We start from the raw sequence: 12,343 nt of genomic DNA, 5'->3' as shown, positions 1-12,343 counted from the left end.
TATCGAATCATCTGAAGAGATGACAGGCGCACGAGGATGCAAAGCGCGATCCGGTGACCGGAGTAGGAGATTCCAGAACCGGCGATCCGGCTCGCGGCGGGGTCCATGGCGCTACCGCCGACGTCGCAGTCGGCGGCAGGCTCGTCGCCGCAGCGGCGATGACGGGTCGCCGGAGGAGATGCGTGTCGCTGCCGGGCCATCCGTCGGCGTTTCGACGGCGCCCTGATATAGGTAGGCTGTGGCGACTGGCATCCAGCGCTGTCTTGGCATGCCGTAACCTCGTTCCACAGGTCATCAACCCCACATAGTCGTCACCTCACGCGCATACGCGGGGGTCGCAGGAGGCACCGTGCTCACCGCGTTCGCCCGGGCGTTCAGGACGCCCGACCTGCGCAAGAAGCTGCTGTTCACGCTGGGCATCATCGTGGTCTACCGGGTCGGTACCCACATCCCGATCCCGGGCGTCAACTACAAGAACGTGCAGCAGTGTGTCCGGGAGGCCTCCGGTAACCAGGGCCTCTTCGGGCTGGTCAACATGTTCAGTGGTGGAGCGCTGCTGCAGATCACGATCTTCGCGCTCGGGATCATGCCGTACATCACGGCCAGCATCATCCTGCAGTTGCTGACGGTCGTGATCCCGCGCCTGGAAGCCCTCAAGAAGGAGGGACAGGCCGGCACCGCCAAGATCACCCAGTACACGCGCTACCTGACCGTGGCGCTGGCCATCCTTCAGGGCACCGGCCTGGTGGCCACCGCCCGCAGCGGTGCACTCTTCGGCACCTGCTCGGTGGCGAACCAGATCGTTCCCGACCAGGCGATCTTCACCACCATCACCATGGTCATCTGCATGACCGCGGGTACCGCCGTCGTGATGTGGCTCGGCGAGCTGGTCACCGACCGCGGCATCGGCAACGGCATGTCGATCCTGATGTTCATCTCGATCGCCGCGACCTTCCCGTCCGCGCTGTGGGCCATCAAGAAGCAGGGCACGCTGGCCGGCGGCTGGATCGAGTTCGGCACCGTCATCGCGGTGGGCCTGGTCATGGTCGCGCTCGTCGTCTTCGTCGAGCAGGCCCAGCGCCGCATCCCGGTGCAGTACGCGAAGCGCATGATCGGGCGCCGGTCCTACGGCGGTACGTCCACGTACATCCCGCTCAAGGTGAACCAGGCCGGTGTGATTCCCGTCATCTTCGCCTCCTCGCTGCTCTACATTCCGGCGCTGGTGGCGCAGTTCGCGGGGGGCAAGTCGGAGTGGAAGACCTGGATCGAGGCGAACCTCACCAAGGGCGACCACCCGATTTACATCACTACGTACTTCTTGCTCATCGTTTTCTTCGCGTTCTTCTACGTGGCGATCTCCTTCAACCCCGAGGAAGTCGCCGACAACATGAAGAAGTATGGTGGCTTCATCCCGGGCATCCGGGCTGGCCGACCGACCGCTGAGTACCTGAGCTACGTGCTCAACCGGATCACCTGGCCGGGTTCGCTGTATCTGGGTCTGATCGCTCTCGTACCGACAATGGCGTTGGTGGGCTTTGGGGCAAGCCAGAACTTCCCGTTCGGCGGGACCAGCATCCTCATCATCGTGGGTGTCGGCCTCGAGACGGTGAAGCAGATCGAGAGCCAGCTCCAGCAGCGCAATTACGAAGGGTTCCTCCGCTGATGCGTATCGTCCTCGTCGGGCCGCCGGGTGCCGGTAAGGGAACGCAAGCCGTCCGGCTCGCAGAGAAGCTGGTCATCCCGCACATCTCCACGGGCGACCTGTTCCGGGCCAACATCAGCCAGCAGACCGAGCTGGGCAGGCTCGCGAAGTCCTACATGGACGCCGGCAACCTCGTCCCCGACGAGGTGACCATCGCGATGGCCAAGGACCGCATGGAGCAGCCGGACGCGGAGAACGGCTTCCTGCTGGACGGCTTCCCGCGGAACGTCTCGCAGGCCGAGGCGCTGGACGAGCTGCTGCAGACCGAGAACATCACGCTGGACGCCGTCCTGGACCTGGAGGTCCCCGAGGACGAGGTCGTCAAGCGCATCGCCGGCCGGCGCATCTGCCGGAACGACTCCTCCCACGTCTTCCACGTGACGTACAGCAAGCCGAAGCAGGAGGGCGTCTGCGACGTCTGCGGCGGCGAGCTGTACCAGCGCGACGACGACTCCGAGGAGACGGTGCGCAAGCGGCTGGAGGTCTACCACACGCAGACCGAGCCGATCATCGACTACTACAAGGCGCAGGGCCTGGTCGTGACGATCTCCTCCCTGGGCCCGGTGGACGAGATCACGCAGCGGGCGCTTGAGGCCCTCAAGCGCGAGAAGGCCGAGAACAAGTAGTTCGCGGTCCTTCCGGCCGCGGTGCCTGCCCGGGCGCCGCGGCCGTACTGTTGTACAGGTACCCCAGTCGACGTGAGTGACGGAGAGCGCAGGCCCCCATGGTGCAGATCAAGACCCCCGAGCAGATCGCGAAGATGCGGGCGGCGGGCCTGGTCGTAGCGGCCATCCACGCGGCCACGCGGGAGGCCGCGGTGCCGGGTGCCACCACCAAGGACCTGGACGAGGTGGCCCGCAAGGTCCTCGCCGAGCACGGCGCGAAGTCGAACTTCCTGGGCTACGGCGGCTTCCCCGCCACCATCTGCACCTCCGTGAACGACGTGGTCGTCCACGGCATCCCCTCCGACGACGTCGTCCTCAAGGACGGCGACATCATCTCCATCGACTGCGGCGCGATCGTCGACGGCTGGCACGGCGACGCGGCCTACACCGCCTTCGTCGGCTCCGGCCACTCCCCGGAGCTGATCGAGCTCTCCCGGGTGACGGAGGAGTCGATGTGGGCCGGCATCGCGGCCATGAAGCAGGGCAATCGCCTGGTCGACGTCTCCCGGGCGATCGAGACGTACATCCGCCGCCAGCCCAAGCCGGGCGGCGGCCGGTACGGGATCATCGAGGACTACGGCGGCCACGGCATCGGCACCGAGATGCACATGGACCCGCACCTGCTGAACTACGTCGACCGCCGCCGCGGCAAGGGCCCCAAGCTGGTGCCCGGCTTCTGCCTCGCGATCGAGCCGATGGTCTCGCTCGGCACCCCGCGCACCGAGGTCCTGTCGGACGACTGGACGGTCATCACGACGGACGGCACCTGGTCCTCCCACTGGGAGCACTCCGTCGCCCTCACCGACCAGGGCCCCCTGGTCCTGACGGCCCCGGACGGCGGCAAGGCCAAGCTCGCCGAGTACGGCATCACGGCGGCACCGGACCCGCTCGCCTGACCGCGGACGGGATCACATCGGTGCCGGACCCACTCGCCCGACGGCAGTGGCCCCGGTGACCGCAGGCGTGTCAGGGATGGGGTCCCGCTCGCTTAACGATCTCCCCCGTAGGGCAGACTTCCTCGATTCGCCTTTCGGGGTGCGCCGACGTAGACTGACTCGTCGGCTCTCGTGCACCCGCATGTCCGCATGCTCCCGCAAGGGAATCCCAGGGATCGCCGGAGAGTCGATCAAGGTAGTCGATTCGAAGGGCGAAGCGTGGCCAAGAAGCAAGGTGCCATCGAGATCGAGGGCACTGTCGTCGAGTCTCTGCCGAACGCCATGTTCAAGGTCGAGCTCCAGAACGGCCACCAGGTCCTGGCACACATCAGCGGCAAGATGCGTATGCACTACATCCGCATCCTCCCTGACGACCGGGTCGTGGTGGAGCTGTCTCCGTACGACCTGACCCGTGGCCGGATCGTCTACCGGTACAAGTAGATCTTGCCCGCGCCCCGGGCCCGCCCGGTGCGATGGCACTGACCCGGAGAACCTCACCCCATGAAGGTCAAGCCGAGCGTCAAGAAGATCTGCGACAAGTGCAGGGTGATCCGCCGTCACGGCCGGGTCATGGTCATCTGCGAGAACCCGCGCCACAAGCAGCGCCAGGGCTGACGCACGACCATCACCCTCTGCACCTCTATCGCAGAGTTTCGCGCGACGCGAGCTGAATATGTTCATACGCAGAACCCGAGCCATCCAGCTCGACACCCCCGGTTCGGAGGCCGGGGACCCGGTTCGTACCTGGTACGGCGGCCGGGAGCCGGTTCTGTGGAAGACCTCCGAAGATTCACCAGGAGCCATTGAATGGCACGCGTTTCCGGTGTCGACATCCCGCGCGACAAGCGCGTGGAGATCGCCCTCACCTACGTGTTCGGCATCGGCCGGACCCTCTCGAAGGAGACGCTGGCTGCGACCGGCGTCGACCCGAACACTCGTGTTCGTGACCTGAGCGAAGAGCAGCTGGTCGCGATCCGCGAGTACGTCGACAACAACATCAAGACCGAGGGTGACCTCCGTCGCGAGATCCAGGCCGACATCCGCCGCAAGGTCGAGATCGGTACCTACCAGGGTCTCCGTCACCGTCGCGGTCTGCCCGTCCGCGGTCAGCGCACCAGCACCAACGCTCGCACCCGCAAGGGGCCGCGTCGCGCCATCGCCGGCAAGAAGAAGCCGGGCAAGAAGTAGTCCGCAGCGGACACCTGTCCACGGTCTTCGCTGTAGGACCGACCACCTCCCGTAGGAGTTAGTAGATGCCCCCCAAGGGACGTCAGGGCGCTGCCAAGAAGGTGCGCCGCAAGGAAAAGAAGAACGTCGCTCACGGCCACGCGCACATCAAGAGCACGTTCAACAACACGATCGTCTCCATCACGGACCCGTCCGGCAACGTGATCTCCTGGGCCTCCGCCGGCCACGTCGGCTTCAAGGGCTCCCGGAAGTCCACGCCGTTCGCCGCGCAGATGGCCGCCGAGTCGGCTGCCCGCCGCGCCCAGGAGCACGGCATGCGCAAGGTCGACGTGTTCGTGAAGGGCCCGGGTTCCGGTCGTGAGACCGCGATCCGCTCCCTGCAGGCCACGGGCCTCGAGGTCGGCTCCATCCAGGACGTCACCCCGACCCCGCACAACGGCTGCCGCCCGCCGAAGCGCCGCCGCGTCTGACGCACCGGCTGCTTCAGGGTTTTCCGGGCGGTACGGCCCCGTACAAAGGGCCGTATCGCCCGTACCCTTGCAGTACCCGCACTTCTCACAGGTGCGGTTTCCGTCGGACGTCAAATAGCGGGCGTCCACGAAAGAAGGATCTGATCCACACATGCTGATCGCTCAGCGTCCCTCGTTGACCGAAGAGGTCGTCGACGAGTTCCGCTCCCGGTTCGTGATCGAGCCGCTGGAGCCGGGCTTCGGCTACACCCTCGGCAACTCGCTCCGCCGTACCCTCCTCTCCTCGATCCCCGGCGCTGCTGTCACCAGCATCCGGATCGACGGCGTGCTGCACGAGTTCACCACCGTGCCGGGCGTCAAGGAGGACGTCACCGACCTGATCCTCAACATCAAGCAGCTGGTCGTCTCCTCGGAGCACGACGAGCCGGTCGTGATGTACCTGCGCAAGCAGGGCCCGGGTCTGGTCACCGCCGCCGACATCGCGCCCCCGGCCGGTGTCGAGGTGCACAACCCCGACCTCGTCCTCGCCACGCTCAACGGCAAGGGCAAGCTGGAGATGGAGCTGACCGTCGAGCGCGGTCGCGGCTACGTCTCCGCCGTGCAGAACAAGCAGGTGGGCCAGGAGATCGGCCGTATCCCGGTCGACTCGATCTACTCGCCGGTTCTGAAGGTCACGTACAAGGTCGAGGCCACGCGTGTCGAGCAGCGCACCGACTTCGACAAGCTGATCGTCGACGTCGAGACCAAGCAGGCGATGCGTCCGCGTGACGCCATGGCCTCCGCGGGCAAGACGCTGGTCGAGCTGTTCGGTCTCGCCCGCGAGCTGAACATCGACGCCGAGGGCATCGACATGGGCCCGTCCCCGACGGACGCCGCCCTTGCCGCCGACCTGGCGCTTCCGATCGAGGAGCTGGAGCTCACCGTTCGGTCGTACAACTGCCTCAAGCGTGAGGGCATCCACTCCGTGGGTGAGCTGGTCGCGCGTTCCGAGGCCGACCTCCTCGACATTCGCAACTTCGGTGCGAAGTCCATCGACGAGGTCAAGGCGAAGCTGGCCGGCATGGGCCTGGCCCTGAAGGACAGCCCGCCCGGATTCGACCCGACCGCGGCCGCGGACGCCTTTGGTGCGGACGACGACGCGGACGCGGGTTTCGTGGAGACCGAGCAGTACTGATCGGTCGTTTGCCGGTGAGCATCCGCTCATCGGGTTCCTGACCCCGGTACCTGACACGGCCGGGGCAGACACACAGGAGAAAGAACATGCCGAAGCCCACCAAGGGTGCCCGTCTGGGCGGCAGCGCCGCGCACGAGAAGCTCCTCCTCGCCAACCTGGCGAAGAGCCTCTTCGAGCACGGCCGTATCACCACCACCGAGGCGAAGGCCCGCCGTCTGCGGCCGTACGCCGAGCGTCTGATCACCAAGGCGAAGAAGGGCGACCTTCACAACCGCCGTCAGGTGCTCCAGGTCATCACGGACAAGAGCGTCGTCCACACGCTCTTCACCGAGATCGGCCCGCGGTACGAGAACCGTCCGGGTGGTTACACCCGCATCACCAAGATCGGTAACCGCCGTGGCGACAACGCGCCCATGGCCGTCATCGAGTTGGTCGAGGCGCTGACGGTTGCTCAGCAGGCGACCGGTGAGGCCGAGGCCGCCACCAAGCGTGCGGTCAAGGAGGCCGAGGAGACCAAGGTCGAGCAGACCGAGGCCGCCGAGGCCGGCGCCGAGGAGTCGAAGGACGCGTAAGCGTTCTGCCCTCCGGGGTGTTGCGGGCCCGTTCCTTTCACAGGAGCGGGCCCGCTTTTTCGTACCTGAGAGGATGTGCGGGTGAGTGATGAAGTACAGCCCGGGCACGTCCGTCTCCGTCTCGACCTGTCCTACGACGGCACCGGCTTCCACGGCTGGGCCAAGCAGGCCGGCGGCAGGCGGACCGTGCAGGGGGAGATCGAGGACGCCCTGCGGACGGTGACCCGGTCGCGGGAGACCTACGAGCTGACGGTCGCCGGGCGGACCGACGCCGGGGTGCACGCGCGCGGGCAGGTGGCCCATGTGGATCTGCCCGAGGGCGTCTGGCGCGAGCACCACGAGAAGCTGCTCAAGCGGCTCGCCGGCCGGCTGCCGAGGGACGTGCGGGTCTGGGCGCTGCGGGAGGCGCCGAGCGGCTTCAATGCGCGGTTCTCGGCGGTCTGGCGGCGGTACGCCTACCGGGTCACCGACAATCCCGGGGGAGTGGACCCCTTGCTGCGGGGTCACGTCCTCTGGCACGACTGGCCGCTCGACGTGGACGCCATGAACGAGGCGGCCCGGGCGCTGCTCGGCGAGCACGACTTCGCCGCCTACTGCAAGAAGCGCGAGGGCGCCACCACGATCCGCACGCTCCAGGAGCTGAGCCTGGTCCGGGGCGACGACGGCATCATCACCGCGACCGTGCGGGCGGACGCGTTCTGCCACAACATGGTGCGCTCGCTGATCGGGGCGCTGCTGTTCGTGGGGGACGGGCACCGGGGACCGGAGTGGCCCGGGAAGGTGCTGGCCGCGGGGGTGCGGGACTCCGCCGTGCATGTCGTACGGCCGCACGGGCTGACCCTGGAGGAGGTCGGCTATCCGGCCGACGAGCTGCTGGCGGCGCGGAACAAGGAGGCCCGGAACAAGCGGTCGTTGCCCGGTGCGTCCGGTTGCGAAACCTGTTAGTTACGTTGCATTTCGCTGCACTTATGCCCCATGTCTGGACTTACCCGGCGTAACCGGCCTGGTCGACTCTTACGCGTTTCATACCCCTCGATTAGTGTTGCGCCTTCCGGCCACACGTTCGACAGGGGGTGGCCGGGTTGGCTGGGGGGTCGACGGGTCGGTACGGGCCCGGGGTTGGACAACGGCATGACTTCAGTGGGTCCCGTGCGGACCGGGGGGCGTCGCGCGGCGCGCCGGAGCAGTGGGCGGCGACGGGCGGGGCACGGGGGGCGCCCGGCGCTGGGGCTGCTGCCGCTCCCGCCGACGGACAAGGAGAAGTACTCCTACGCGCACCGGAACCTGTGGATCCTGACGATCAGCTCGCTGGTCAGCTTCTGCTGTCTGGTGACGAGCCAGTTCAAGCTGGCGCAGTCCACGCCGGTGCTGTGGATCTACACCCCGCTGCTGGTCTTCACGGTCGTCTACTACCTGGTGTCGCTGCGGGTGAACGGCTTCACCCGGGACTTCGACATCGCCCACCACCGGCGGCTGGTGCAGAACTGGCGGCCCGAGGTCTACCCGACCGTCGACGTGTTCCTGCCGGTGTGCGGTGAGCCCATCGCGGTGCTGCACAACACCTGGCGGCACGTGCGGGCGATGGCCGACCGGTACCCCGGGGTCTGCGTGCCGTTCGTGCTGGACGACGGCGCGAGCCCGGAGCTGGCGGCGATGGCCCGGGACTTCGGCTTCCGCTACGGCACCCGGGAGAACCGGGGCTGGTTCAAGAAGGCCGGCAATCTGCACTTCGGCTTCGGGCAGTCCGACGGCCAGTACATCCTCATCCTCGACGCCGACTTCACTCCGCGCGCGGACCTGCTGGAGGAACTGCTGCCGTACATGGACGACGATCCGCGGATCGGCATCGTCCAGTCCCCGCAGTACTTCCGGGTGCTCGACTCGCAGAACTGGATCGAGCGCGGCGCGGGCGCGGTGCAGGAGCTGTTCTACCGCTCCGTGCAGGTGTCCCGGCAGGGCAGCGACGGCGCCATCTGCGTCGGCTCCTGCGCGATCTACCGGCGGGCGGCCCTGGAGACCAACGGCGGCACCACCCTGATCGAGCACTCCGAGGACGTGCACACCGGCTTCGACCTGCGCGGGCTCGGCTGGGACCTGCGCTACGTGCCGGTCGCCGTCTCCACGGGGGTGTGCCCGGACAGCGCCGGCGCCTTCTTCAACCAGCAGTACCGCTGGTGCTCGGGCTCGATGAGCCTGCTGGGCAGCCGCAAGTTCTGGCAGGCGAAGATCCGGCTCTCCAGCCGGCTGTGCTACATGTCCGGGTTCTTCTACTACATCCACACCGCGCTGTTCACCTTCGCGGCCCCGGTCATCCCGATCCTGCTGCTGCTGATGATGCCGGAGAAGCTCAAGGCCGAGCATCTGCTCCTGGTGCTGCCCAGCATCCTCTACACCACGATCGTCTTCCCGATGTGGCACCGGGCGCCGTACCGCCTGGAGGCCTGGGCGGCCCGCATGATGTACGGCTGGGCGCACGTCTTCGCCATCTGGGACATCCTGCGCAAGAACCGCATGGGCTGGCAGCCGACCGGCTCCTCCGGTGCCAAGAAGAACAAGACGCGGCGCTTCTGGATCGGCATGGGGGCGTGGAGCGGCGGCACGGCGCTGGTCTGGGTCACCGCGGCGGTCTACCGGACGTTCACCATGAACGCCCCGGACTTCGCCCTGATCCTGTCCTCCGGGCTGTTCTACGCGCTGGTCGTCGGCCGCGTCCTGGTCCAGCCGCGCGCGGGGGCGGAGGCCGCCTGATGCGATCGACGAAACCTTTCTCCAGGGTCCGTGCGACCCTGGCCGGCGCCCTCGTCGGCCTCCTCGCACTCACCGGCTGCTCGCTCCTCGGCGACGACGGCGGCGGCTCGCCGGAGTCCGGCACCGGCACGGCGGCCCCGCACTCCTCCGCGAGCGCCGACCGGGACATCCCCTACGACGTCACGCCCCTGCTGAAGCCCGCGAAGAAGTACTACGGCGTGGCCGTGCCGGGCGCCCCGACCTCCATGCGGAGCGTCGACGCGTACACGAGGATGACCGGCAGGCAGCCGAACCTGATCGAGTACTACGCCGGCTGGGGCGACGGCTTCGACGCCACCGGCGTGCGCAACGCCTGGGCCGCGGGCGCGCTGACGCTGATGTCCTGGGAGCCCTTCGACACCCCGCTCACCGACATCGCGGCGGGCAGGTCCGACCGGTACATCAAGGAGTACGCGACCGCCGTCCGCCGGCTGAACCTGCCCGTGGTGATCGACTTCGCGGACGAGTTCAACGGCCACTGGGAGAAGTGGGGCACGGACGACGTGACCCCGGCCCAGTACGTGGCCGCCTGGCGGCACATCCACCAGACCTTCGTGGACGCCGGCGCCACCAACGTCATCTGGGCCTGGGCGCCCAACATCGTCAACCCGGTGCGGAACGTGAAGCTGGAGCCGTACTACCCGGGCGACGCCTACGTCGACTGGGTCGGTCTGATCGGCTACTTCACCACCGGCTCCGACAACGCCTTCGACAGCGTCTTCGGGCCCACCCGCGACCGGATCCGCACCTTCACCAAGAAGCCGTTCCTGCTGCTGGAGACCGCCGCCATGCCCGGCGAGCGGCGCCGCGCCGACATCCGCAACCTGTTCGCGGGCGTCGCGGCCGACGACGACATGCTCGGCTTCGTCTGGTTCAACCACAAGAAGCGCGCCGACTGGCGGCTGGAGGCCAGCCCGTTGGCGCTGAAGGAGTTCGAGCGCCTGGCCGCCGACGACCGGTTCGGCTTCGACGTACGGAAGCCGTCATGACCTCACACCCCCAGTACTACACCCCCGAGCCGTACGACCCGTACGCCGACGACGAGCCGCAGGGCGGCTGGTTCAACTCCGACGGCTACATCCCGCGCCAGCCGCAGGGCTACGACGTCCCGCAGGGCTACGACGTCCCGCAGGGCTACGACGTCCCCCAGGGCTACGACGTCCCCCAGGGGTACGAGACACCCGAGGGGTACGACTACGACCCCCGGACCTATCCGTACCAGCAGCCGGCCGACCAGCCGGCCTTCGCCCTGCACACCGTGCCGGAGACGGCCGAGACGGCCGAGGCGGCGGAGCCCGGCTATCACGTTCCGGAGACCCCCGAGGTCGGCTGGGACATGGCCGCGAGCCGGCGGCGCGCCTGGGTCAGCCGGGCCGTCCTGCTGTTCGTACTGGCCGTCCAGGCGGTGCTCTCGCTGCGCCTGTCCAACACGGCGTTCCAGGACGAGGCCCTGTACCTGTCGGCCGGGCACGCCGAGCTGCAGCACCTGCTGAACGGCACCCCGCTGCCGGTGAACTACGCGGCGTACTTCTCCGGCTCGCCGCAGCTGTACCCGGTGCTCGCCGCCGTCGTCGACGACCGCTTCGGGCTCGCGGGAGCACGCACCCTCAGCCTGGCCTTCATGCTGGGCACCACCGCGCTGCTGTACTCCTTCACCCGGCGGCTGTTCAACGAGCGGGCAGCGCTGGGCGGCGCGGCGCTCTTCGCCGTGGTGCAGTCGACCGTCGTCATGGGGTACTTCGCCACCTACGACGCCGCCGCCGTGTTCCTGCTGGCCCTGGCCACCTGGATCGTCGTACGCACCGACCGGGCGCCCGTGGCCGCCGTGCTGCTCGCCGCGCCCGTCGCCGTGCTCGCCGTCGGGGTGAAGTACGCGTCCGCGCTGTACCTGCCGACCATCGTCGTGCTCGCGCTGCTCACCGGCTGGCCGCACAAGGGCGGCAAGGCCTTCCTGCGGATGCTGCTGCTCGCGCTCGGCATCGGCGCCCTGCTGGCGGCCGGCATGTACAGCACCGACCTGCTGGCCGGTGTGCGGCAGACCACCACCGACCGCGACCACGGCTCCGACAGCGCCGCCTTCCTGCTCCAGCGGTCGGCCGAGTGGAGCGGGCTGATGTTCCTCACGGCCGTCGGCGGTGCGCTCTCCTACGTGCGGCGCAGCCGGATGAACGAGTCGCCGCTCGCCCAGCGGCTCGGCAGCCCCGGCTGGCGCCGGCGGGCGCTGCTCGGGCTGGTGCTGTGCGGCACCGCGCTGCTCGCGCCCGCGTACCAGGTGCACCTGGGCACGGTGGTGTCGCTGTTCAAGCACGTCGGCTTCGGACTGCTCTTCGCCGCGCCGATGGCCGGCGTGGGCGTCACCCGGCTGATCGGCGCCCACTTCCGCTACCCCCAGCTCGGCATCATGCTGTGGACGGCGACGCTCTGCCTCGGCATCTCCCAGGCGGACTGGCGGTTCGGCGTCTGGCCCGACTCCGCGAAGATGATCCGGGTCATCGACTCCCACGTGGACCGCACGGGCCACTACATGGCCTCGACGCCCGAGGTGCCCGTCTACTACCTGCGCGGGAAGACCAGCCAGCGGCAGTGGCAGGGCGCCTTCGCCATGGAGTACACGGACAAGAAGGGCCGGCAGCACTCCGGCGACGCCGGCTACCGGGCGGCGCTGCGTGACGGCGAGTACGACCTGGTCGTCCTGGACGGCCTCACCAACCCCCGGGTGGACACCGTCGTCGCGGACGCCCTGAAGGGCAACGCGCACTACCGGCTCCTCGCCGACCTGCCCTTCCGCAACTCCAGCGGCACCGGTCACTACCGCATCTGGGTCAAGACCTCCTGAAGCACGTGCCGGGC

At 68.2% G+C, this 12,343-nt stretch carries 13 protein-coding genes; all 13 read left to right on the top strand.

Annotation, left to right across the window (positions count from 1 at the left end; genetic code table 11):
• Nucleotides 1-349 precede the first annotated feature (349 nt).
• The 13 genes from secY to ACIP4Y_RS16590 all read left to right on the top strand — a co-directional run bounded on the left by secY (nt 350) and on the right by ACIP4Y_RS16590 (nt 12,329).
• On the top strand, nt 350-1,663 hold the full coding sequence (gene secY, locus ACIP4Y_RS16650) for a preprotein translocase subunit SecY (RefSeq protein ID WP_401393467.1): 1,314 nt from the start codon (nt 350-352) through the stop codon (nt 1,661-1,663).
• Nucleotides 1,663-2,328 carry an adenylate kinase gene (locus ACIP4Y_RS16645; protein WP_401393464.1) on the top strand — a complete coding sequence of 222 codons (666 nt, stop codon included), beginning with the start codon at nt 1,663-1,665 and terminating at the stop codon, nt 2,326-2,328. The genes secY and ACIP4Y_RS16645 overlap by 1 nt, the downstream gene beginning before the upstream one ends.
• 98 nt (nt 2,329-2,426) lie before the next feature.
• On the top strand, nt 2,427-3,263 hold the full coding sequence (map, locus tag ACIP4Y_RS16640; protein ID WP_401393461.1) for a type I methionyl aminopeptidase: 837 nt from the start codon (nt 2,427-2,429) through the stop codon (nt 3,261-3,263).
• A gap of 258 nt (nt 3,264-3,521) precedes the next feature.
• Entirely contained in the window at nt 3,522-3,743 is a 222-nt protein-coding gene (infA, locus tag ACIP4Y_RS16635; protein WP_003948620.1) for a translation initiation factor IF-1, read from the top strand.
• A 60-nt stretch (nt 3,744-3,803) separates the two neighbouring features.
• A complete protein-coding gene (gene rpmJ / locus ACIP4Y_RS16630) occupies nt 3,804-3,917 on the top strand; it encodes a 50S ribosomal protein L36 (RefSeq protein WP_003998809.1) in 114 nt (37 codons plus the stop codon).
• A gap of 192 nt (nt 3,918-4,109) precedes the next feature.
• Complete coding sequence (rpsM, locus tag ACIP4Y_RS16625) at nt 4,110-4,490, top strand: 30S ribosomal protein S13 (RefSeq protein ID WP_014674386.1); 381 nt, start codon at nt 4,110-4,112, stop codon at nt 4,488-4,490.
• Nucleotides 4,491-4,555: 65 nt separating this feature from the next.
• Nucleotides 4,556-4,960, top strand: a complete 405-nt coding sequence (rpsK, locus tag ACIP4Y_RS16620; RefSeq protein WP_003956432.1) for a 30S ribosomal protein S11 — start codon at nt 4,556-4,558, stop codon at nt 4,958-4,960.
• Between the two features lie 151 nt (nt 4,961-5,111).
• A complete protein-coding gene (locus tag ACIP4Y_RS16615; protein ID WP_003966937.1) occupies nt 5,112-6,134 on the top strand; it encodes a DNA-directed RNA polymerase subunit alpha in 1,023 nt (340 codons plus the stop codon).
• An 86-nt stretch (nt 6,135-6,220) separates the two neighbouring features.
• Nucleotides 6,221-6,706, top strand: a complete 486-nt coding sequence (gene rplQ / locus ACIP4Y_RS16610) for a 50S ribosomal protein L17 (RefSeq protein ID WP_401393456.1) — start codon at nt 6,221-6,223, stop codon at nt 6,704-6,706.
• Between the two features lie 81 nt (nt 6,707-6,787).
• Nucleotides 6,788-7,651 (top strand): tRNA pseudouridine(38-40) synthase TruA, encoded by an 864-nt coding sequence (gene truA, locus ACIP4Y_RS16605; RefSeq protein WP_358645236.1) that lies wholly within the window; start codon nt 6,788-6,790, stop codon nt 7,649-7,651.
• 384 nt (nt 7,652-8,035) lie between these two features.
• Nucleotides 8,036-9,454, top strand: a complete 1,419-nt coding sequence (locus ACIP4Y_RS16600) for a glycosyltransferase family 2 protein (RefSeq protein WP_401393956.1) — start codon at nt 8,036-8,038, stop codon at nt 9,452-9,454.
• The gene (locus ACIP4Y_RS16595; protein WP_401393452.1) at nt 9,454-10,482 is read left to right on the top strand and encodes a glycoside hydrolase family 26 protein; all 1,029 of its coding nucleotides are present in this window, start codon (nt 9,454-9,456) and stop codon (nt 10,480-10,482) included. Before ACIP4Y_RS16600 ends, ACIP4Y_RS16595 begins: the two co-directional genes overlap by 1 nt.
• The gene (locus ACIP4Y_RS16590) at nt 10,479-12,329 is read left to right on the top strand and encodes a glycosyltransferase family 39 protein (RefSeq protein WP_401393449.1); all 1,851 of its coding nucleotides are present in this window, start codon (nt 10,479-10,481) and stop codon (nt 12,327-12,329) included. Before ACIP4Y_RS16595 ends, ACIP4Y_RS16590 begins: the two co-directional genes overlap by 4 nt.
• Nucleotides 12,330-12,343 lie beyond the last annotated feature (14 nt).

It is taken from the genome of Streptomyces sp. NPDC088810 (assembly GCF_044750305.1).
Lineage (GTDB): Bacteria > Actinomycetota > Actinomycetes > Streptomycetales > Streptomycetaceae > Streptomyces.
Note: the sequence above shows the minus strand (reverse complement) of the source record. Positions and strands in the feature narration are given on the sequence as shown.